This is a genomic window from Nodosilinea nodulosa PCC 7104, assembly GCF_000309385.1.
GTDB lineage: Bacteria > Cyanobacteriota > Cyanobacteriia > Phormidesmidales > Phormidesmidaceae > Nodosilinea > Nodosilinea nodulosa.
In genome coordinates this window covers 1,289,458-1,309,266 of record NZ_JH976537.1, presented here as the reverse complement: position 1 = coordinate 1,309,266, position 19,809 = coordinate 1,289,458, and the positions used below count along the sequence as shown (strand labels likewise).

The 19,809-nt window shown below is 59.7% G+C and carries 21 protein-coding genes; 12 read left to right on the top strand and 9 right to left on the bottom strand.

Features of this window, described 5'->3' with window-relative positions:
- The first annotated feature begins 8 nt into the window (after positions 1 to 8).
- The gene (locus LEPTO7104_RS0105750) at positions 9 to 965 is read left to right on the top strand and encodes an SPFH domain-containing protein (protein WP_017297602.1); all 957 of its coding nucleotides are present in this window, start codon (positions 9 to 11) and stop codon (positions 963 to 965) included.
- A 55-nt stretch (positions 966 to 1,020) separates the two neighbouring features.
- Here LEPTO7104_RS0105750 and LEPTO7104_RS0105745 read toward each other — a convergent pair whose 3' ends face one another.
- From LEPTO7104_RS0105745 to dacB, 3 genes are all read right to left on the bottom strand, one after another.
- Positions 1,021 to 2,166, bottom strand: a complete 1,146-nt coding sequence (locus LEPTO7104_RS0105745; protein WP_026072405.1) for a sensor histidine kinase — start codon at positions 2,164 to 2,166, stop codon at positions 1,021 to 1,023.
- 398 nt (positions 2,167 to 2,564) lie between these two features.
- Positions 2,565 to 4,139 carry a peptide ligase PGM1-related protein gene (locus tag LEPTO7104_RS0105740; protein ID WP_017297600.1) on the bottom strand — a complete coding sequence of 525 codons (1,575 nt, stop codon included), beginning with the start codon at positions 4,137 to 4,139 and terminating at the stop codon, positions 2,565 to 2,567.
- Between the two features lie 184 nt (positions 4,140 to 4,323).
- Positions 4,324 to 5,805, bottom strand: a complete 1,482-nt coding sequence (gene dacB, locus LEPTO7104_RS0105735; protein ID WP_017297599.1) for a D-alanyl-D-alanine carboxypeptidase/D-alanyl-D-alanine endopeptidase — start codon at positions 5,803 to 5,805, stop codon at positions 4,324 to 4,326.
- A gap of 571 nt (positions 5,806 to 6,376) precedes the next feature.
- Between dacB and LEPTO7104_RS0105730 the strand changes: the two genes are divergently transcribed.
- Positions 6,377 to 8,191: a M3 family oligoendopeptidase gene (locus tag LEPTO7104_RS0105730; protein ID WP_017297598.1), complete on the top strand. Its 1,815-nt coding sequence runs from the start codon at positions 6,377 to 6,379 to the stop codon at positions 8,189 to 8,191.
- Positions 8,192 to 8,451: 260 nt separating this feature from the next.
- Here the strand turns inward: LEPTO7104_RS0105730 and LEPTO7104_RS0105725 are convergent, their stop codons facing one another.
- Positions 8,452 to 10,452: a caspase family protein gene (locus LEPTO7104_RS0105725; protein ID WP_017297597.1), complete on the bottom strand. Its 2,001-nt coding sequence runs from the start codon at positions 10,450 to 10,452 to the stop codon at positions 8,452 to 8,454.
- 193 nt (positions 10,453 to 10,645) lie between these two features.
- Between LEPTO7104_RS0105725 and LEPTO7104_RS0105720 the strand changes: the two genes are divergently transcribed.
- The 3 genes from LEPTO7104_RS0105720 (at position 10,646) to LEPTO7104_RS0105710 (ending at position 11,988) form a co-directional block, all read left to right on the top strand.
- A complete protein-coding gene (locus tag LEPTO7104_RS0105720) occupies positions 10,646 to 11,056 on the top strand; it encodes a hypothetical protein (protein WP_071527363.1) in 411 nt (136 codons plus the stop codon).
- A 180-nt stretch (positions 11,057 to 11,236) separates the two neighbouring features.
- Positions 11,237 to 11,410: a 50S ribosomal protein L32 gene (gene rpmF / locus LEPTO7104_RS0105715; protein WP_017297595.1), complete on the top strand. Its 174-nt coding sequence runs from the start codon at positions 11,237 to 11,239 to the stop codon at positions 11,408 to 11,410.
- 224 nt (positions 11,411 to 11,634) lie between these two features.
- On the top strand, positions 11,635 to 11,988 hold the full coding sequence (locus LEPTO7104_RS0105710) for a DUF4870 domain-containing protein (RefSeq protein ID WP_017297594.1): 354 nt from the start codon (positions 11,635 to 11,637) through the stop codon (positions 11,986 to 11,988).
- A 4-nt stretch (positions 11,989 to 11,992) separates the two neighbouring features.
- Here the strand turns inward: LEPTO7104_RS0105710 and LEPTO7104_RS32900 are convergent, their stop codons facing one another.
- Entirely contained in the window at positions 11,993 to 13,858 is a 1,866-nt protein-coding gene (locus tag LEPTO7104_RS32900; protein ID WP_017297593.1) for a hypothetical protein, read from the bottom strand.
- A gap of 138 nt (positions 13,859 to 13,996) precedes the next feature.
- Here LEPTO7104_RS32900 and LEPTO7104_RS0105700 point away from each other — a divergent pair, with 138 nt between their 5' ends.
- Positions 13,997 to 14,701, top strand: a complete 705-nt coding sequence (locus LEPTO7104_RS0105700; protein ID WP_017297592.1) for a hypothetical protein — start codon at positions 13,997 to 13,999, stop codon at positions 14,699 to 14,701.
- Positions 14,702 to 14,716: 15 nt separating this feature from the next.
- Here the strand turns inward: LEPTO7104_RS0105700 and trxA are convergent, their stop codons facing one another.
- The 4 genes from trxA to LEPTO7104_RS0105685 all read right to left on the bottom strand — a co-directional run bounded on the left by trxA (position 14,717) and on the right by LEPTO7104_RS0105685 (position 16,209).
- Positions 14,717 to 15,067: a thioredoxin gene (gene trxA / locus LEPTO7104_RS0105695; RefSeq protein WP_017297591.1), complete on the bottom strand. Its 351-nt coding sequence runs from the start codon at positions 15,065 to 15,067 to the stop codon at positions 14,717 to 14,719.
- 107 nt (positions 15,068 to 15,174) lie between these two features.
- Positions 15,175 to 15,567 carry an alr0857 family protein gene (locus LEPTO7104_RS0105690; RefSeq protein WP_017297590.1) on the bottom strand — a complete coding sequence of 131 codons (393 nt, stop codon included), beginning with the start codon at positions 15,565 to 15,567 and terminating at the stop codon, positions 15,175 to 15,177.
- Between the two features lie 13 nt (positions 15,568 to 15,580).
- Positions 15,581 to 15,811: a hypothetical protein gene (locus tag LEPTO7104_RS39910; RefSeq protein ID WP_155523534.1), complete on the bottom strand. Its 231-nt coding sequence runs from the start codon at positions 15,809 to 15,811 to the stop codon at positions 15,581 to 15,583.
- Positions 15,812 to 15,867: 56 nt separating this feature from the next.
- Positions 15,868 to 16,209 (bottom strand): hypothetical protein, encoded by a 342-nt coding sequence (locus LEPTO7104_RS0105685; protein WP_017297589.1) that lies wholly within the window; start codon positions 16,207 to 16,209, stop codon positions 15,868 to 15,870.
- A 261-nt stretch (positions 16,210 to 16,470) separates the two neighbouring features.
- On the opposite strand from LEPTO7104_RS0105685, the gene LEPTO7104_RS0105680 reads away from it, so the two are divergent.
- From LEPTO7104_RS0105680 to LEPTO7104_RS0105655, 6 genes are all read left to right on the top strand, one after another.
- A complete protein-coding gene (locus LEPTO7104_RS0105680) occupies positions 16,471 to 16,794 on the top strand; it encodes a ribbon-helix-helix domain-containing protein (protein ID WP_017297588.1) in 324 nt (107 codons plus the stop codon).
- Between the two features lie 124 nt (positions 16,795 to 16,918).
- Entirely contained in the window at positions 16,919 to 17,356 is a 438-nt protein-coding gene (locus LEPTO7104_RS0105675) for a secondary thiamine-phosphate synthase enzyme YjbQ (RefSeq protein ID WP_017297587.1), read from the top strand.
- Positions 17,340 to 18,311, top strand: a complete 972-nt coding sequence (gene era / locus LEPTO7104_RS0105670) for a GTPase Era (protein ID WP_155523533.1) — start codon at positions 17,340 to 17,342, stop codon at positions 18,309 to 18,311. Before LEPTO7104_RS0105675 ends, era begins: the two co-directional genes overlap by 17 nt.
- 175 nt (positions 18,312 to 18,486) lie before the next feature.
- A complete protein-coding gene (locus tag LEPTO7104_RS36755) occupies positions 18,487 to 18,957 on the top strand; it encodes a YxiG-like protein (protein ID WP_017297585.1) in 471 nt (156 codons plus the stop codon).
- 23 nt (positions 18,958 to 18,980) lie between these two features.
- Complete coding sequence (locus LEPTO7104_RS0105660) at positions 18,981 to 19,391, top strand: hypothetical protein (RefSeq protein WP_017297584.1); 411 nt, start codon at positions 18,981 to 18,983, stop codon at positions 19,389 to 19,391.
- Complete coding sequence (locus tag LEPTO7104_RS0105655) at positions 19,384 to 19,806, top strand: HNH endonuclease (RefSeq protein WP_026072401.1); 423 nt, start codon at positions 19,384 to 19,386, stop codon at positions 19,804 to 19,806. Before LEPTO7104_RS0105660 ends, LEPTO7104_RS0105655 begins: the two co-directional genes overlap by 8 nt.
- The last annotated feature ends 3 nt before the right edge of the window (positions 19,807 to 19,809 follow it).

Here is a 19,809-nt window from a genome sequence, read left to right as displayed (position 1 = left end):
TTACAGCTATGGGCGGCTTTTTTAGTTTTCTAGTTGTGCTGATCTTCGGCGGCTCGATCGCCGCTGGCTCGGTCAAAATCATCAACCAGAGCGATGAGGCCCTTGTAGAAACCCTGGGCAAGTACAACGGCAAAAAACTCACCCCCGGCCTCAACTTTTTGGTGCCCTTTCTCGATCGGGTGGTGTTCAAGCAAACCATTCGGGAGCGGGTGCTGGACATTCCCCCCCAGCAGTGCATTACTCGCGACAACGTATCGATCACGGTGGATGCGGTGGTGTACTGGCGGATTGTGGATATGGAAAAGGCCTACTACAAGGTGGAAAACCTACAGTCGGCCATGGTCAACCTGGTGCTGACCCAAATTCGCTCCGAGATGGGCCAGCTGGAGCTGGATCAAACCTTTACCGCCCGCTCTGAAATCAACGAACTGCTGCTGCGCGAGCTGGATATCTCCACCGACCCCTGGGGCGTCAAAGTGACTCGGGTTGAGCTGCGCGACATCGTGCCCTCCAAGGCCGTGCAGGATTCCATGGAGCTGCAAATGGCCGCCGAGCGCAAAAAGCGGGCCGCCGTGCTGACCTCCGAAGGGGAGCGCGAGGCGGCGGTCAACTCGGCTAAGGGCCGGGCCGAGTCGGCGGTACTCGATGCTGAAGCCCGGCAAAAAGCAGCCATTTTAGATGCCGAAGCCCAGCAAAAAACCATCGTCCTAAAAGCCCAGGCGCTGCGTCAGGAGCAGCTGCTCCAGGCCCAGGGCACCGCCGAGGCCATGCAGGTGATTGCCAAAACCCTCGCCGCCGACCCCGGCACCCGCGAGGCGCTGCAATTTCTGATTGCCCAGCACTATATGGAGATGGGGCTAAAAATTGGCAGCAGCGACAGCAGCAAGGTGATGTTCATGGACCCGCGCAGCATTCCAGCCACGCTGGAGGGCATGCGGGCGATCGTAGGCGAGGGACAGCCGTAGGTAAACTGTAGTTCAACCCAAAAAGAGCCTGGCCCCAGTTAGGGTCAGGCTCTTTTTAACGGGACACAGTGCGCGGCAGGCGAGCAGTGAATGTTGTGCCTTCTTGCGCTGTGGAGGCGACCGCTATCGTCCCTCCGTGGGCGACGACAACTTCCCGCACAATGTACAGACCCAGGCCGATGCTGCTCGAAACCTGGTGCGCCTCTGATTCGGCCTTGGTGTAGCGCACCAGCGGGTTGAAGATCGCCGTTAACATTTCTGGAGGGATGGGTGGCCCTTCATTGTGCACGCTTACGGCCACGGTTGACGCTTCTGAGGCGATCGCGAGTTCGACTGCCCCCTCGTTTGCTCCGTGCTGAAGCGCATTGCCCACTAAATTGGAGATGACCTGTCGCAGGCGAGCCGCATCCCAGTCGCCCGTGAGGTCGCCGCTGGAGTGAAAGCGAAGCGTGCGCTGCGGATGGGCAAAGCAGAACTCCTCAAAGACGTTACGAGCCAATTTCTCCAAATTTAACGGACTGCGCGTCAGGGGCATACCGCTGCCCAGGCCCGTCGAGGCGAAATCGATCAGGTCATTGGTTAACCGCGTAATTGTGTCTACATTTCTTTCAATCATTGACAGCGCTTTGGCAGAGCCCAAGGCGTCGTTGGGGGAGCGCGAGGCCAGCTGGGCGGCCATACGAATACTGTTCAGCGGGTTGCGCAGATCGTGACTGAGAATTGCCAGGAACATGCGGCGCGACTGCTCGACGCGGTGGTTGTAGCTGCCGATGGCCTCGGCCAGGGATTGATCAATTGACTCGTTGAAGCGAATGATGTCATTGAGGTCGTTGAGGTCAGGCTCGGGGCAGCTCGCGCGCCACAGGCGGAGCACGCTGGCCCGCAGGGCGCGGTACTCGGCGACAACTTCCATGATGTCAAAGCCCGAGCCCACCCGCTCCACACCATGAATCTGCGACGCCTGGTCGAGGCGATCGCTCTTTTCACCGCCAGCACCGCCGTGGCCTTTAGATTTGCTCACCTGCTGGGCGAGGCTCTGCTCCATCTGCATGTCCTGTGCAGTGGCGTTTAGGATTAACCCAGCGGCATTGCGTAGGGCCAGTTTGGTCATCTCCGCCCCAGGAGTAAGGCTGCGGGCAAACGCTTCCCACTCCATAAGGATGGATTCAATGTTCTCAAGGATAAAGTCTGCTAATCGCATCGGTCACTCTTTTGACCCCGGATGCAATTGCCGCACTGTTCGGCATGAATTTAACATGTCACCCTCTCAAAACTTGGCTCTCTCGCTCAGAGCTAAACAGTTTTCACCCGTGTAAAATGTGAATATTCGGCACAGTTTTGCACGAACACAGTTTTGCACGAACACTGAAAGTAGCTAAACATCAATCCCTCAAAAGTACATCGGTCTATGGGTGGATTAGCGATTTTGCCAGGGGTTGACGCCATTGAGTACGAACAAAGCCTACAAGAATCTGTCAGATTGTTAGATCTAAGTTCTCAGGCTGCCGAGTGCTGATCTCTACAATCGCCATCGCTACCTTTGCCCGTAAAGAGGACAAGTATGCTGAGCACGCGAGCAATCTTTTTAACGCTGGCGAGTCAGGGTAGGGTTGACTCATCGAGGGCGGCAACCACCTGGTCGTAGATCTCGCGGGCGTGGTCAGGGCTAGTGCCGATGCAGGTGAGGCCGACTTTGCCGTACTCCGACAGGCAGCCCATCAGGTGAAAGGCCGCCCCCACCCCGCTAATGGAGTTGAAATGAAGCTGCTTGGTGACGATGATATCCATCAGATCGCTGGGCAGCAGGCCCTGGTAGTGGGGCTTTTGCAGGTTGTCGGAGGCGCGGTAGTAGCGCACCTGCTCCTGCTTGGTGTAGAACAAACCGTCGGCCTGGTGAAAGTGCCCCTCGGTGAGCATTTTCATCGCCATCAGCGGGTGGGTGGTGCCGCCCTTGCGCAGGTTGATTTCGATCGCCTGCAAGTCCCACTCGGGGGCTGCGGGGTCGCCCTTGGCCACAGCAATAAAGTCGACGCCGTAGCGCTCTAGGGCGCCCTGGCGGGCCAGTTCTGCGCCAACGCGATGGCCCATTTCCTGAATTTTGAGCCGGTAGTCGGGCCGGGCCGGGAACGAGCAGCCCAGGAAGATTTGGCCATCGGGGCCGCCCAGCTCCTGATCGTGGGTGGAGAGAATTTCGACCTCGCCCAGGGGGGTAATGCGGCCCTGGACGCTGGGGGATTCTTTGTGGTCGCCTTCGACAAAGGCTTCGGCGATCGCCCCCAGCACCGGAATTTTGGCCGAAAAGTGCTCCCAGGTCTCGGTATCGCACTGAAAGCTGAGGTCGGAGAAGGCGGCGGCGATCGCATCGGCGCGATCGCTATGTGCAGCGTTCCCCGGGGCAACAGCCTTCAGCTGCCGCAGATCCAGCAGGGCGTTGCCCTCCCCCGAAAAGCCTTCGTTGAGCTTGATCACCATGCGCTGAAGGCTGGGGTCCTGCTCCCACACCTCGGCGGTGACGGTAGCCAACTCCGCCTTAGAAAACACCAGCTCGCTGCCGATCGGGTGGGGAATGCCGCAGCGCTTGAAGATTTCGCGGCTGCCGCTCTTGGTGCCCCAGGCCAGCAGGTCTGGGTCGAGGGCCAGCAGGGGCAGATCCAGGGCCAGAGACAGGTCGCGCTCCCAGGGGGTGGAGTTGTAGCAAGTCATGTAGGCCTGGGCAGGATTGACCGCCCTGCGGATGCGCTCTAGCAGTCGGGGTCGCTCCAGCAGCTTTTGGCTGAGCGGCTTGCGCGAGCTGTCGTAGGCAGCCAGCAGAGTGAGGCGATCGCGGGCGTGGGAGCTGGGAATGCCGGGCAGTAGCTCCAGGTAGTAGTCGACAATGCTGGGGTGCAGTGGCTGCGAGGTGACATAGACCAGGTGCGTATTGGGGTTGCGCAGCCGAATCAGCGAAAACAGCAGCCGCTCTTCGTAGTGGTTGACCCCCTCGATTTTTTGTAGCTCTTCCTGGTCGAGGCTGAGGGAGGGCACCACCACAATGTGGCGCTCCTGGGTGTCAAACTCGTCGGTGGAGCGCCAGCGATCGCGCAGCGCGCGCTGAAGCTGCTGAAACCGTGCAGCATCGTCAGCCGGCGAAATCGCCGGTTCTGTCCCCGTAGCCACCTCCTTCGTCGTCACCATACTGGCTGTCTCCCGCGATCGCCCAAATCGGTGCTGGAATGAAACGAGTATAGACGAAAGCTCCCGCCTGGCCTTGGCGTAGGGCAGCGACGATCGCTAGTCTCAAAAGACTATTTTCACACTGAATTTTAACCTTGCTATCCCCACGCAGAAATAGGCCCAAAGTTTTTAACCTGAATTTGGGTCAGCACCCTGCCTGAAGCTGCGCAACCAGCAGCAATAGCCGATCGATTTTGTCTCGCAGCACGCTGGCATGCTGGTTTGAATGGTTGATCAGAATGCTAAACACCAGCGGCTCATAGTTGGGCGGCTGCACATAGCCCGACAGCGCCACATCCCCCGTCAGCGCCCCCGACTTGCCCTGCAGATGCCCCTCCAGCACCGTGCCCCGCAGCCGATTGCTGAGCGTGCCGCTCTGGCCCGCGATCGCCAGCGACTCGCGGAAAAACCGCCCCTGGGGATGCACTGCCATCGCCTGTAGGGTGTCTACGAAGGCGATCGGCGAGACCAGATCGTGGCGCGACAGCCCCGAGCCATCCACCACCCGCAGCGGCTCACTCTTTACCCCCAGTTCCGCCAGGGCTGCCTTTACCGCCTCCCCTCCGGCCTGGCTGGCATCGGCCACGTCATCGCCCTCGGCAATGCTGCCCGCCGCCGTCACCCCCAGGGTTTTAAACAGCGCCTCGGCATAGAGGTTGTCGCTATCCCGGTTCGCCACCAGCATCAGGTCTCTCACCTCTGGCGACTCCACCGCCGCCAGCTCCTGGCCGGTAATGGGCAGCGAATTTTGGCTGATCACCGTTTGCCCCACCGGCAGCGATCGCCGCCGCAGCCCCTGCTCCATTGCTGCCGCAAACTGCTGGGCCGGATTCAGCACCGCCAAGTCAAAGGTTTGGGGACTCTCTCCCTGGGCCATCTGCCCGGTGACCCGCACCGTCGGCGTGTCTCCGGTGCGCCAAAGAGCCACCCCAGCCGTGGAAACCCCAGCCGCAGCGGTGGTGGAATCGTTCGCCACGGGTAGCGGCCCAGCGGGCAACATCTGAAGCCAGGTCAGGCTCAGCGGGCTACCCACCTGGGTTGGAGCTAGCTGAACGGCGATCGCATTGCGGTTCAAAATCAGGCTGTTGACCGGGGCGCCGTAGTCCAGCTGGGCATCGTCCCACTCCCAGGTGGGGTTGGTGGCAAAGCCCGGAAAATACGAGTCGTCAATTACCAGGCGGCTGACCTGCCTCACCCCCGCCTGGGTCAACTGCTGCACGAGGTCGTCGATCTGCGCGGTGGTAAAGCTCGGATCGCCCCGCCCCACCACCCGCAGCGCGGCGCTGCCCCCCGCCGCCACAGTGCCGTATACCGAGGTGCGCAGGCGGTAGTAGCCCCCCAGCCGATGGGCCGCCGCCGCCGTGGTCAGCAGCTTCATATTAGAGGCCGGGGTGAAGAGGCGATCGCCGTTGCGGTTATAGATTGTGCGCGGGTTTGGCCCCTGGGTTTGCAGCACCATGCCCGTGTAGGCGGTATCTAGAGGCGGCTGATCGAGGGCGGTATCGAGCTGGGTTGCTAACTGGGCTGGGCACAGGGCAGAAAGGGCCAGAGAGCTGGGCAAAATTGAGCCCAATACACCAAAGCCCAAGACAATGCCCACGCGCTGCACCTGCCGAAGCACCAGCATAACCCCCTCAATACACCAAAGCCCAAGACAATGCCCACGCGCTGCACCTGCCGAAGCACCAGCATAACCCCCTCAATCATCTGCGACCATCCTCAATATCAACGCTGACTGAACTTTGTAGAATTGACCATGCCTAGTAGACCACAAGTTCCCTCAAAGACTACTCAGCTAGGCTCGGAAACTACTCGGCTAGTGCAGCGTCAAACCTAAAAGTTAGGGTTCGCGTAGGTTGGGTGGCGCGATAGCGAAACCCCAAAAAACCGCTGCTGGCGTTGGGTTTTCTCCCCTCGAGACGCTACGCGAACGCTTCGCTCAACACCAACCCACATCAAAACTTTTGTCAGTCAATCAGGGTATAGCCATAGTCACGTTAGTTAGGGTATCCAGAAATCCTATGAACATTCAAACGTTTGAACGTTCATAGAAGACCTGTCTTAACCAGACTGGCCACAGCTATAGTTGCGTGGGCATGGCAAAAGGGCAGCTCAGCCCAGGTCGACTCTTGCTCAAATCCAGCGGCGTCCAGACATTGGCTAAGCTAAAGTCATTTCCCTTCGCCCCCATACCGCCCATGCCTAACCTGCAACAAACTTGGGATAACAGCTATTTCTACACTGGCAGCGACGACCCCAAAATTGCTGCCACCGTCGATCGCCTCAAGGCCGACATAGCCTACCTGGCCGATCGCTGTACCCCCTTCAATGAGTACCTTGAGTCTGCGCTGCCCCTCCCTAAAGACCAGTTTGAGGACCTGCTGGCCCAGGTCAGAGTCGCCCATCAGCAGCGCACCGAAACGTCCAAACGCCTGGGTAACTTGCGCACTTTTATCACCTCCATCCTCAGCGTCGACTGCCGCGATGCCCGCGCCAGCGAGTGGAAACCCACCCTGCAACAGCTCAGCGCCGAAATCAGCCAGGCGACTAAAGCGCTGGATATTTTTCTTCTCCGCGCAGACGACGATTTCATCCAGGCTCTAGTGGCCGATCCGGTGCTCGAAGAGCTGAGTTTCTCGCTCCTGCACCAGCGTAAACTCAACGACCAGCTGCTCAGCCTGGCGGAAGAGACGCTGATCACGGGCCTGGCGGTGAATGGGCTCCAGGGCTGGGGCAACCTCTACACCGAGCTAGCGGGCACGCTGCATTGCACCGTCAAGGGCGAGACTGTGGGGCTGGCCAAGGCGTTTAACCTGCTTAGCTCCGGCGATCGCGCCGTCCGCTCCGAAGCCTGGCATGGGGTCAATGCCGCCTGGGAGAGCCGGGCCGAGACGGTGGCCGCCATTCTCAACGCCATCAACGGCTGGCGGCTGGCGGAAACCAAGCGGCGATCGCACCACCGCACCCTGCACTACCTCGACAAAAGCTGCCACCAGAGCCGCATCGATCGCGCCACCCTCGACGCCATGATGGAGGCTACTTACCAAGGGCGGGCGATCGGCCAGCGCGCCCTAAATGCCATGGGTAGAGTGCTCGACATCCAGCCTGCCCCCTGGGATCTGTTTGCGCCGCCCCCGGCCACGGACCAGAGCGAGGGATTTACCTTTGAAGAAGCCATTGAATTAGTCGCCAACGCCTTCCGGCAGTTCACCCCAGCCATGGGAGACTTTGCAATAATGATGGCCGAAAAAGGCTGGATTGACGCCAAGCCCACGCCCAATCGGGCCACCGGAGCCTACTGCACCAGCTTTGCCGAGCCGAAGCAACCGCGCATTTTTACGACCTTTGAGGGCAGCATGAACAACGTGCTGACCCTGGCCCACGAGCTGGGCCACGCCTGGCACAACTGGGTGATGAGAGACATGCCCCGCTACAAAACCTTTTACCCCATGACCCTGGCCGAAACCGCCAGCATTTTTGGTGAAACCCTGGTGCGCGATGCCCTGTTCGAGCAGGCCAGCACCCCAGCGCAAAAGCTATCCATTGCCTGGGAAGAAGGGGCTGCCGCCATCACGTTTTTGCTCAATATTCCTGCTCGGTTTACCTTTGAGCAAAAACTGGTCGAGGCCCGCAAGCAGGGTTTTGTAATTGCCGACACCCTCAAAACCATGATGGGCGACAGCTGGCAGCACTGGTACGAAGACAGCCTGGCCAGCTACGACGAGATGTTTTGGGCCAGCAAGCTGCACTTCTCGATCGCAGAACTGGGCTTCTACAACTACCCGTACCTGTTTGGCTACCTGTTCAGCCTGGGCATCTACGCCCAAAAAGACCGCTACGGCGATGAGTTCAATGACCTCTACACCAGCCTGCTGCGGGACACGGGCAGCATGACCGCAGAGGACGTGGTGCAGCGCCACCTGCGCCAGGACATTCGCCAACCCGCATTCTGGCAGGCCAGCCTGGATATTGTGGACAGAGCCGTCAGCCGCCTGGAAAGCCTAACAATGTAATTCAGATTTGGGATTTTAGATTAGCGATTTTGGATTTGAGGAGGCCAGGATGATGGGGGCAGTACTCGGCGACAGAGGTTCTTTGGGCAGGAGAGCGGGGGAGCGAGGGAGCGGGGGAGCCAAGCAATCCAAAAGTAGGCATAGTTCTGTCTACAGTATGGGGCACCGCACCATCCGCAGTGGAAGGCGATCGCAATAGCCTCAGATCTGCCACTCGCTTCCTCACCTCCCCCACCTTCCCCATCTCCCTCATCCCTCACTCACTGCCCCTGCCACTGCCGAATCTCCTCCTGGGCCTGGTCGTAGGCGCTGGTGCCGGGGGGAACGAGACCGGCAGCGGAGATAGCGCCGGGAATCTGGCCATCGGCGGCGCGGGCGCGGGCGATCGCCAGAATGTCTCGGCTCCACTGGTCTATGCGGCTTTGGGCAATGGGTGACTCGGGGTAGTCGGGGGGAATCTGCCGGGCGATCTCGATCGCCGACTGGAACGAGACGGCCTGATCGGGCTGCAATACGCCCTGGGCCTTCTGCAACAGCTGCCGGTTAACCTTACTCTGCTCCCACTGCTGAATGCGCGCCTGGGCCTGGCCCCAGATTTCGCCCTGGTCGCCGGGCACCAGGCGGGCGGCGCTAATGGCCCCGTCTAAATCGCCGGAGGCGGCTCGCCCCTCGGCTAAGTCGACAATCACCTGGCTCCAGCGCTTAATGTCGGCCTGGGCCTGGTTGTAGGCGGGGTCGCCCTCCGGCACCTGACGCGCCTGTTCAATCGCATCGCTAAACAGTGAGGCCGACAGGGGCTCAATCATCCGGCGGGCCTGGTTGAGGGTGGCTTCCCCCGACAGGCTGGCGTTGGCGTAGCCGGTTTCAGCCTGAATCACCAGGGCCTCGTAGTCCACAGGGCGCTCATTCTCGGGGATTTGATTAAACCAGACTAGCGCCTCGCCAAACTGGCGCTGGTCTAGGGCGGTTCTGGCTCGCTGTAGGGCCTCGGCTCCACTCACCGCCGTGCCTGGAAACAGCGGCTCCCCGCCATTGCCGTTGGCAGCAGCGTCCGACGGCAGCGGGGCAGGGGGTTCAGGTGCAGCGGCCTCGGACGCCGCCGTCTCAGGTGTAGAGGCCGCCGGTACAGAGGCCCCAGGTGCCTCAGACCGCTGGCCGAGGAAGCTATTCTGGTTTCGCCACAGCACCCCTAGCAGCAGCAGTCCTGCCACCAAAAGCCCCCACCGCTGCCAGGGAATCTGGCTCGCATCGGGGGCGGGGCGGACTGGGGGTATATCTCCAGATGGGGGGCGAACTGACGGCGGCGGCTCCGCCGTCGGCTCAACCGCAGGCCATTGACCTGATGAGCCGTTTAAGGGGTCTCCAGGGGTGGGGCCTGACGGCAATGGGCCGGGGTAAATAGGCCGTTCTGGCTCTGGATTGGTGGGCTGAGGGAGAATGAGTTCCGGAGCGGGTTGGTCGGGGGGGAAGACCTCCATCTCCGGCGGCACACCAACGGGCATTTGCCCCACCAGGCTAGGCGGTACGAGCATGGCGTACTGCTGGCCTGGGGGCAGCACCGCCACGGGGTTTTGGGCGGGCCGCCAGTGGTGCTGGCACAGCTCGGGGACGCGATCGCGCAGGTAGTCGACCAGCTGCGTCAGGGTCAGGCAGCCGTGGAACCGCATGCCTTCGATCAGCGCTTCGGTAAACAGCCCGTGGCGCACCGCCAGGGTTTCCTGGGAGAACTGATCGGGCTGGCAGGAGAGCACCAGGGCGATCGCGAGATCCTGGGCCAGAGCCAGGGACTGGGCACCCAACCCCTGGCTGCCGGGGGCCACGGCCAGGGCGCTCTGGGGCCGATTCATGTCGAGCATGACAATGGACTGGCGCTGCCCGCCCTGGACAATGCGCTGGAGCAGCGTTTCCACCAAAATGCCGGTTTGCTCAATGCGGTTGGGGTCGGCATCAATGGGCAGCAGGTAGTCTTGCCCCTGCCACTGCACCCCGTAGCCGCTAAAGAAAAACCACACGGTATCCTCTGGGCCAGCGCGATCGCAGCTCTGGGCCAGCCGCTGCATCAGCACCTCGCGGGTGGGCGCTGCGGCCCCCTGGTACACCATTGGCGAAACATCCGTCAGCAGCGAGCAATACTCGACGGGCAACCCCACCTCATTGATCAAAAAATCCCGCAGCTCGAGGGCGTCGAACTGAGCGTACATCAGGGGCTGAAGCGATTGATATTGATTGATGCCGACGATTACGGGCCAGTGGCTTGCCATGCCTTTTAGATGCCTCCGGGAGGGCGTAGTTGAGGGATGAAAATTCACCTGCCATAGTAGCGCCTGGGCGGCTAAACGGAAGCCTCGGCAGGCAATCCAGCATAGCGACAATTCTTAATTGACGATTGGCGGCTCTGTCGCTACAGTTAAGGCAATTTTTGGGCATCCTGCGGGATGTGTGGAGCAGCAGGCCATGAACTTCTCTTTGCGTTTGAATGCCGGGCGCGATCGCCAGCCCTCAGTAGCGGCCCTGGCCCTAGCCGCCCTCCTGGGCCTCGGCGGCGCCACGGTGCCCATGCTGGTCGCGCCGCCCGTAGCCCAGGCCTACACCTCGCGGGTCAACCTGTTTGTAGTCCGCGAGCAGGGCGAAAGCTTCGACACCCTGGTGCAGCGCTCTGAGATTATCGCCCGCGCCGCCATCCAGCGCAGTTTCGATGCCGATGTGCTGATGACCGACGTCATCGTTACCGTGATTGGCGATAACCAGGGCGTTGCCGTGCCCATTCTGACGGTGCCAGTCAGCCGCAGCGACTGGCAGCTCAGGCCCGATGTGACCCAGTGGGCCAACTACTTTGAAGCCGCCAGAAGCCTGGTGAGCGATTAGCCTCTGAGGAAAGGTATGGCCACAATCACGTTGGTTAGGACATCCAGAAACCCTATGAACGTTCAAACGTTCATAGGAGACATGTCTTAACACTGGCCACAGCTATAACAAAGCCAGATTGCGCAGACTTGCCATCTTGACCTATAGTTGAAAGGTTGTGAAGTCTTAAATATTGCTGTCATGGCGGTTCCCAAGAAGAAAACCTCCAAACAAAAGCGCGACCAGCGTCGTGCCACCTGGAAGCGCACCGCAGCGCTCCAGGCCCAAAAAGCCATGTCCCTGGGCAAGTCTGTGCTCACCGGACGCTCCACCAGCTTTGTCTATCCCACCGATGACGAGGACGACGACGAGTAGGTCGGTGCCCACGGCGCTCTTACCCTAGGCGGTGGCTTCGGCCCTCGGTCGTTTTTATTCACTCCTTGAGCAGAGCCAGGGAAGAATTTGCTCGTACCGATTTTTGTCATTGCCCCTGAGATGGGGTGCGTCTGGGTGAAATACTACATTTTGTAAGCGGGATAGAGCCTCTATCCCGCTTTTTGAGCTAGCTTGGCGGCAGATTACTCCATTCGGCCACCGCCATGAACCAGCTCGACTCCAACCCAGAATCTCGCATGTGGGCTATGCTTGCCCACCTCAGCGCGCTATCCGGTTTTGTCATTCCCTTTGGCAATATTATTGGCCCCCTGATCATCTGGCTAGTCAAGCGGGACGAAATGTCGTTTGTGGCAGATCAGGGCAAAGAGGCCCTCAATTTCAACATTTCCATGACCATCTACATGGTGGTGGCTGGGGTCCTGATTTTCGTACTGATCGGCATTCCGCTGATGATTGTGTTGGGCCTAGCCTGGCTGGTGCTGCTTATTCTGGCCGCAATTAGGGCCAACGAGGGAATCGCCTATCGCTATCCCCTCACCCTGCGGCTGGTGAAGTAGCGGGCTAGATGAAGGGGCGCAGCTCTGGGACCAGCGGCGATCGCGGCGTCTCTCGGGGCTGCTCTGCGGGTTCGTCGGGTTCTGCTTCTAAACCTGGGGGGGGAGCTGTTTCAATTGACTCCCCAGGGTCGGTCTCTGGTGCCTTCGGCTCGGGGAGAGCGGGGGGAGCGTCCTCTGGAGCATCTGTCTCAGGATTGGCTGGAGTTTCAGGGGCCAAACCCTCAGAATCGAGCTGCTTTGGTGTTGGTGTAGCCTGGAGTGCTCCTTCTTCGCCCGAGACCTCCGGCGCGGGGGCTGGGGGTGCCTCCCCAGGCGGATCAGCCTGATTGCGCCACTGCTTGAAGCGATTCAGCAAGCCCTTACCCTCAGAGGCCTGGGGCGGTTTGCTGGGGGTGGGGCGCACGGGTACTGGCTCTGGCCATGCGTCAGGCTGGGGCAACACCGGCGGTACAACTGGCTCTGCCGGTACCGCCAGGCCTTCGGCATCATCCTTGGCCGTGGGTTCTGGAGCGGCAGGCTCTTCTGCGGATTCCGCCGTAGAGGGCCGCTCGGATTCGATCGCATCTTCCTCTCCATCGCCATCTTCAACCGTGGCTGCGTCGCCCTCATCAACGGCCTCAGGTGTCGTAGATTTCTCAGGCAGCAGGAACGGGTTGGGGCGATCGGCCTCGGGTTCCGCCGGAGTCGAAGGAGCTGAAGGTGGCTCGGTGGACTCTGCTTGGGGCGCTTCTTCGGCAGGCTTTGGTTGAGGGGGCGCTGGTTCTGGTTGAGCAGCGTCAGGTTCCCCAGCGCGCGGCTCCGGTGCTGATGAATCAGATGAATCAACTGAGGGAGCTTCGGGTTCTACCGTCTGGCCAGGAAGTTCTGGTTCTAGCTCTGGTTCTGGGGCGGGCGGCGCGGGGGGAACGTAGGTGGGGTCAATAATGCCTGCCACGTCCTTCAGGCCTAGCTCGCCGCGCACCAGGCGAGAGAGCGTATCGCTGCCGCCGGGCTGGTAGTCGATGATGCGTACGGTGTTGTTGAAGCGGTTGTCGATGGGGTTGCCGCTTTCGTCGATTAGCTCAAGCTGCACCCAGTTGCGCCCCGGCTTAAAACCCTTTAGCCAGATCGACTGCCACTGGTCGAAGACAAAGCTCTGGTCGTTGACGGTGCAGCGAATCCGCCAGTCGTGCAGCTCGTCGTTGGTTTCGGCCTGGGCGCTCATGTGCAGGGGCGCGTTGGTGAGGTAAAAGTCGAGCATGATGGGCTCTGCCCCGTAGGTGCCCTGGGGGCGGCTGTAGGTCAGCAGCGGAGCCTTGGCATTCAGCTCGTTTTGGGGCGTGGGGGCCACCACATGAAAGGTGCGCTGGTCAAAAGCGCCCTGGTTTTTGAAGCTTTCGTGCCAGGGTCGCGACGCAAAGACGCGCAGGGTGTGGGTGCCGGGCGACAGGCCCTCGAAGGTGATCGGCTCGGCTAGGTCGTAGACGGCTTTGTAGGGCTCGTTGTCTAAGAACAGGTGCAGGTGGGGACCGAGCTGGTAGGCCTCGTCTTTAAAGAGCGGCAGCCCCCGAACCTGGAACCTGACGGTGACGGCGGTATCGTCTAAAACCTCACCGGGGCGGGGGCTGAGAATGCGCACCTGAGGCGTATAGGCGTCGATAATTTGCTTCAGCGACTCCAGGGTTTCGGGGGGAGACACCTCGGCGATTTGCCCGGTGAGGCGGTTGGGCTGGGGGGTAGGTTCTGAGATCAGTTCGGTGGGCTGCACCGGCTTGGCGCAGCTAACCATGCCGAGGGTGAGCAGCGCGATCGCACCAAAAACCACGACCTGGGCCACAAACCGCCGTCCCAGTCCGATGACCTCGCGGATGAACCCTTGTGTCGTGCCCATGCTGGTGTTCTCTACGTCGTTGCACCTATTACCATAGGCCACTTTAGGGTCTTTACAGCAATCGCCACACAGGTTTTTGCCGAGGCAGAGGAGCTGAGCTACACTGGCTCGACAGAGCCCAAAGGAGGGTTGACTGACATGGGGGCCAAACAGGCTGTTGTACTGGCGCTATCGCTGCTGATAGGGCTTGCGGCGGGGGCCGCTGCTGCCACCGCCTTCTACTGGAACCGGGCCACGGCGCTGCCCATCGGGTACAGCCCCAGCGGGGCCGCCACCGCCGTAGCTGACGTCAGCAGCGGCAATCTGCTGAGGGCAAAGCTGTCCAGCGGGCAGGGCGTTCGCTACGGCGACCATAACCAGGTCGAAATTTCGCTCAATGAGACCGAGCTGACCCAGCTGCTGGCCGAGGGTATTGCTCAGACGCCCCAGGTGGCACAGTTTTTACCGGCAGCAGAGAGCCTAAATGCTACGATTCGCGGCGATCGCATCTCGGGGGGCATGGTCGTCAACCCGGCTGATCTACCGACCCAGGCGCTGCCGCCCCAGGCCCGACAGGCTCTAGAGACAGCCCTGAGTACCGTGCCTATGCTGGGCGATCGCCCCATCTACATCGGCATCGAAGGCAGCCCCCGCATTGACCATGGCCGCCTGGTGCTGGGCGACGACACCCGCGTTCAAATTGGTCGGGTCAACCTCTCTATAGACGATGTGGCCCGTCTTACCGGCCTCGACCCCGCCCAGCTCACCGAAAAAATTAACCTCGCCCTCCCCCAGGCCGGGCTAACCCTCGATGGCCTGGAGTTTGTCAACGGCGAGGCGGTGCTGCGAGGGGTCACCGACTAGTCCTGCACAGGTCAGCTACGCTGCCGAGTTGGCGGTCACTAGCGCCTCTAGCCGAGCCACCAGGTCTTCCTTGGCGATCACCCCTTCAACGGTATCGACCCGCTCTCCGTTCTGGAAAAAGATCAGGGTGGGAATCGCCATGACGTGGTACTGGAGAGCCAGCGCATCCTCGTCATCCACATTGAGCTTGGCCACCTTGGCCCGGCCGGCAAAGGTTTCGGCCAGCTCTTCGACAATTGGGTTCATGATCCGACAGGGACCACACCAGGCGGCCCAAAAGTCGATTAAAACGGGTACATCACTCTGCATCACCTCAGCCTCAAAGTTGTCGGCGGTAAGGGTGAGGTAGGTTGCATCGTCAGCCATGGAAATACCTCCTTAAACACTAAAAGATATAGAACACAGTCGGATCAGAAAAATCTGGCCTAGGGGCCTGCCTTCTACGGTACTGTATCCTGACCCGAGGGGTTAATCTAGCGGCCTCGCAGGGTCTCAACACAGGCTGCCTGTAGGCACCGGCTGCGTTCCCAAAGCGTGACCAGGTGTTGCTCCAGCTCTGGGCCGAGTTCGGCCACCAAAATGCCTTCGGCAGCGGCGCTATTGTCGGCCAGCCAGGTGCCCCGTAGGGTTACTTCAAGCCAGTCGATATCGCAGGGGCCAACGTCGATCGCCCCCCGCCCTCTGGCCTTGAGCGCGGCTACCCCCGGCAGGTCGGCGGGCAGAGCAAAGGCCCCGTACCCCGGCTGCACCACTAGCGGTTGTCCGGCCCGCACGGCCACCAGGCTGCGCTGGGTCACCATGGCTTCTACGGTGACATCTAAATGCTCAATCAAGAAGTCTGCATCGGAATAGGTCAGCTTCAACATGATCCCTCATGCCTTAATACTTATGAACTAGTTTCGGCGCTAAAGTCTGCTGTGTCCAGGCGGCAATAGTCCTAAAACCTGGCCTGTCCAGCGATCGCACGGTGGTCCACGGGCGGCGGCCGCCTTGCAGGGCGGTGCTGCGGGTGGGTATCGATGCGAAGCGCTGGCTTTCTGAAGAAAGGCCAGAACCGGCAATACGGCTGTAAACCCAGATCTGGAGCCCAATCGAAACGGAATTAGCCAAAAACGGCCATTCCTGGGGAGTGAACCCCAAGGCGGTGCACCAGTTGGGCGGTCAGGTTAATGCTGAAACACAGAATGCTGGGAGAAATAGTGGAGATATCGCCGCCGGGCGCAATCGTCGAAGTCCGGCTTACCGAGGCCGTCACCCAGGCCAAACCATCCCGCTAAACCGAGGAATGGCCAAAACCACAGGACAAGATCGTTCCAGAGGGCTTTCCCTGGAGATAGATCTGCTTCACAGCGATCGCCCAGTGCGCCGCCCCCAATCATGGGGCAAATCAGGCGGCTAATTAGGCCACTAAAATATCCACTAAACTCCGCCACCATGCCCAGCTGGCCAGCGTCGCCCGTGGTGGTGGCGATAGTAAATGCGGTGCCAGTAGACAAGATCCGTTGCATGGCGGAGTTCCTCAAGCGTAAAACAGCAAGGCTCAGGAAGGCAGTGAGGGCATCGTTTCGCTCAAGACCTGTGGCTCAGAAAGCTGAGGCTTGACGGAGACCCTCGAATAACGTTAATACTACACGTGTAATACAAACGTGTCTAGTCTGTCTAAACTGATAGTTAAGGGCAGGATGTGCCATAGGTTAGTGGCCCCAGCCCTCCAGTTGTGACTGACACGGGAAATATTTTTGCTGTTCTTTTTGGAGGTGAGCCCACCGATGCCAACCCTAACCCGCGTATCGACCACTGATATGGAAGTGACCAGCATTCGCCTGGAGCGATCGCTGAAGGAAAAACTCAAGTCTCTGGCGGGCGATCGGGGGTATCAGGCGTTGATTCGCGACATTCTGTGGCAGTACGTAGAGCAAAGCTCCGCCGAGGGCCATGCCCAGATCCAGCCCAACGACATTTGCGCCAGCTTTGGGGCCGTGGCGGAGCGCGATCAGGTGTGCGCTTTAACCGGCCACCCCATTTCCGCCCATGCCCCTATGCGGCTGGGGCTGACCGCCCAGGGTCGCCTAGTGCCCCTGAGTGTCGAGTAGCCTTGCGCCGGTAAAATCGCTCGGTAAAACGGCCGCAAAACAAATTTCCCCTGAGGGTGATTAATTCTGACAGAGGGGATTAATTCTGACAGAATAGAGAACGGTCTATTCTGAGAATTGGGCAATGACACCTTCCACCGCCACCACCCGCCACCATCAGCAGGTGCTCACGCTGCGATCGCAGGGCAAAACCCTGCACCGCTTCACTAACCAGGTGCAGGAGGTTGTGCGGGCCTCAGGGGTCGAGACCGGGCTGTGCACCGTGTTTTTGCGCCACACCTCCGCCAGCTTGATCATTCAGGAAAACGCCGACCCCGACGTGCTGGTAGACCTGGAGAATTTCCTGGCTAAGCTAGTGCCCGAGGGCAACCACTACATCCACAGCACCGAAGGCCCCGACGACATGCCCGGCCACATTCGCACGGCGCTCACCCACACCAGCGAGACCATTCCGGTGATGCAGGGGCGGCTGGCCCTGGGCACCTGGCAGGGCATCTACCTGTGGGAGCACCGGGCGCGGGGTTCGGCCCGTGAGGTCGTCATTCATGTCACAGGCTATTAGCATGGTCGATACCTTTGACCCGGTCGGTTACAGCGCCATCCCCACCCCGCCGGAGGGGTTTAAGTCGGGGTTTGTGGGCATTGTGGGCCGCCCCAACGTGGGCAAATCGACCCTGATGAATGCCCTGGTGGGCCAGAAGGTGGCGATCACCTCCCCCACCGCCCAGACCACCCGCAACCGTCTGCGGGGCATTCTCTCCACCGATCAGGCGCAGATTATTTTTGTCGATACCCCCGGTATCCACAAGCCCCACCACGAGCTGGGCAAAATTTTGGTTAAAAACGCCCGCATGGCGATCGACTCGGTAGATGCCACGCTGTTTGTGGTCGACGGCAGCGCCGAGGCGGGGCGGGGCGATCAGTTTGTGGCCGAGCTGCTGGCCCACTCCAGCGGCCCGGTGATTTTGGGCATGAACAAAGTTGACCAGCAGCCCGAGCAGGCTGAGGCGATCGCCCCCCTCGACGCCAGCTATCAATCCCTCGCTGACGCCCACGGCTGGCCCCTGGTCAAGTTTTCGGCCCTGCACGAAACTAGCTTAGATACTTTGCTGGCGACGCTGATTGACCAGCTCGACCCCGGTCCCTACTACTACCCCCCGGATCTGGTCACCGACCAGCCCGAGCGCTTCATCATGGGCGAGCTGATTCGCGAGCAGATTTTGCTGAATACGCGGGAGGAAGTGCCGCACTCGGTGGCGATCGCCGTCGATCGCGTGGAAGAAGACACCAATATCACCCGCATTCTCGCCACCATCCACGTCGAGCGCGAGTCGCAAAAGGGCATTTTGATCGGCAAGAAAGGCAGCATGCTGAAGGTGATCGGCTCCGACGCCCGTCAGCAAATTCAAAAGTTGGTCATGGGCCAGGTCTACCTAGAGCTATTTGTAAAGGTGGTGCCCAAGTGGCGACAGTCCCGCAGCCGCCTGGAAGACTTCGGCTACCGCGTGGAAGAGTAGAGCTAAATGACATCGGCTAATTCCTGCGCTAGGTCTGCAACGGGGTACTGAAACACTGTTATATCAAGTCCGCTTAATCGACCACACTATGGAATTAGGGCAGGCAAGGGTTAGCGGCCTACAATTCTTAGGCTAATTGGCCGGACTTGATATTAGACCGTTACAACTTTACTCCATGACGCAAACTGTAAAAGAAAGGCTAGAGTCAGGCCCGATGTTCGACAGCGCCATTGTCGAGCATCACTTTACCCCGTACATGAGGGACTACGACATCGTTGTCGATGTACCTACCGCTACTCCCGATGGGAAGCGATCATATATCGCGGCACGTTGCTTTTATCGTTTCACACATTGTGTGATGGCATATGTCACGACCAGTGTCGAGGACAGGGTGTGGCGTATCTCTTGGGGAGATGAATACATCGATTACAAGACCTGGGAAAAGGCGGGAGCGCCGGAAGAGTTCGTTTGGGGCGTCTGCTTCAGCAGTATAACAACAGCATGCACCCGACCTGCGACACTCTGCATTTCATTCATCTTCAGAGGTTTGGGCGGGCGGGTGATGCCGAATGATCCCTTGTATCGGCTTAAGCTTGATCAAGCCCCAAAAACTAACTGCCTTTTTAAGGCAGACTTGCCAGAATAGAGGTTAAGCCTCTTATTTGACTTATGACTCAGATCACGCTCGATCTCTCCCCAGAGTTGGAAGCACAGCTTCGGGTAGAAGCCGCTAAGCAGGGGCTTGATCCGCAGCGCTATATCTTAGAAACCTTGCATACTCGGTTAGCGGCTAACAAGGCGATCGCTACCCAGTTGCCCGCGGCAGAAGCTGATTTACTTCAGCAAATCAATCTCGGCCTCTCCACCGATGTGTGGGACGAGTACTATGCCCTCATCGACAAGCGTCAGACCGAGACCTTAACCGCCAATGAGCATCATCGACTAATTGAGATTTCAGATCAGATCGAGGCTCTCAACGTAGAGCGTATTCAGGCCCTCGTACAACTCGCCGCGCTACGACAGCAATCTTTGGACGACGTTATGGACGATCTAGGCATCAAGCCTGCTGTCTATGGCTAAGCCCCCACTGAGTTCGTCACAAAAACAAGCCGTTGCAGAACGCGCCTCTGGTTGTTGTGAGTACTGTCTTTGCCAGGCTAGATATTCCCCAGACCCTTTTTCCATCGAGCACATCATTCCTCGCTCCAAGGGCGGCAGCGACGATTTGGAGAATTTAGCGTTGGCTTGCCAGGGCTGCAACAACCGCAAGTATGTTCAAACCAAAGCCTACGACCCTGTGACAGGCCGTATGATTTCGCTCTACAATCCGCGCCAGCACCAGTGGCAAGCACACTTTGTCTGGAGCCAAGACTTAACCCTCATGCTGGGCATCACACCCATTGGTAGGGCAACCGTAGACAAACTGGCGCTCAATCGGGATGGTGTCGTCAATCTTCGCAGGGTTTTAGCCGCGACTGGTAAGCATCCGCCCTGAGAA

Excerpts from the sequence above, each read along its gene's own strand:
- LEPTO7104_RS0105750 (WP_017297602.1), top strand. The coding sequence starts at position 9 with ATGGGCGGCTTTTTTAGTTTTCTAGTTGTGCTGATCTTCGGCGGCTCG.
- LEPTO7104_RS0105745 (WP_026072405.1), bottom strand. The coding sequence starts at position 2,166 with ATGCGATTAGCAGACTTTATCCTTGAGAACATTGAATCCATCCTTATG.
- LEPTO7104_RS0105740 (WP_017297600.1), bottom strand. The coding sequence starts at position 4,139 with ATGGTGACGACGAAGGAGGTGGCTACGGGGACAGAACCGGCGATTTCG.
- dacB (WP_017297599.1), bottom strand. The coding sequence starts at position 5,805 with ATGCTGGTGCTTCGGCAGGTGCAGCGCGTGGGCATTGTCTTGGGCTTT.
- LEPTO7104_RS0105730 (WP_017297598.1), top strand. The coding sequence starts at position 6,377 with ATGCCTAACCTGCAACAAACTTGGGATAACAGCTATTTCTACACTGGC.
- LEPTO7104_RS0105725 (WP_017297597.1), bottom strand. The coding sequence starts at position 10,452 with ATGGCAAGCCACTGGCCCGTAATCGTCGGCATCAATCAATATCAATCG.
- LEPTO7104_RS0105720 (WP_071527363.1), top strand. The coding sequence starts at position 10,646 with ATGAACTTCTCTTTGCGTTTGAATGCCGGGCGCGATCGCCAGCCCTCA.
- rpmF (WP_017297595.1), top strand. The coding sequence starts at position 11,237 with ATGGCGGTTCCCAAGAAGAAAACCTCCAAACAAAAGCGCGACCAGCGT.
- LEPTO7104_RS0105710 (WP_017297594.1), top strand. The coding sequence starts at position 11,635 with ATGAACCAGCTCGACTCCAACCCAGAATCTCGCATGTGGGCTATGCTT.
- LEPTO7104_RS32900 (WP_017297593.1), bottom strand. The coding sequence starts at position 13,858 with ATGGGCACGACACAAGGGTTCATCCGCGAGGTCATCGGACTGGGACGG.
- LEPTO7104_RS0105700 (WP_017297592.1), top strand. The coding sequence starts at position 13,997 with ATGGGGGCCAAACAGGCTGTTGTACTGGCGCTATCGCTGCTGATAGGG.
- trxA (WP_017297591.1), bottom strand. The coding sequence starts at position 15,067 with ATGGCTGACGATGCAACCTACCTCACCCTTACCGCCGACAACTTTGAG.
- LEPTO7104_RS0105690 (WP_017297590.1), bottom strand. The coding sequence starts at position 15,567 with ATGTTGAAGCTGACCTATTCCGATGCAGACTTCTTGATTGAGCATTTA.
- LEPTO7104_RS0105685 (WP_017297589.1), bottom strand. The coding sequence starts at position 16,209 with ATGCAACGGATCTTGTCTACTGGCACCGCATTTACTATCGCCACCACC.
- LEPTO7104_RS0105680 (WP_017297588.1), top strand. The coding sequence starts at position 16,471 with ATGCCAACCCTAACCCGCGTATCGACCACTGATATGGAAGTGACCAGC.
- LEPTO7104_RS0105675 (WP_017297587.1), top strand. The coding sequence starts at position 16,919 with ATGACACCTTCCACCGCCACCACCCGCCACCATCAGCAGGTGCTCACG.
- era (WP_155523533.1), top strand. The coding sequence starts at position 17,340 with ATGTCACAGGCTATTAGCATGGTCGATACCTTTGACCCGGTCGGTTAC.
- LEPTO7104_RS36755 (WP_017297585.1), top strand. The coding sequence starts at position 18,487 with ATGACGCAAACTGTAAAAGAAAGGCTAGAGTCAGGCCCGATGTTCGAC.
- LEPTO7104_RS0105660 (WP_017297584.1), top strand. The coding sequence starts at position 18,981 with ATGACTCAGATCACGCTCGATCTCTCCCCAGAGTTGGAAGCACAGCTT.
- LEPTO7104_RS0105655 (WP_026072401.1), top strand. The coding sequence starts at position 19,384 with ATGGCTAAGCCCCCACTGAGTTCGTCACAAAAACAAGCCGTTGCAGAA.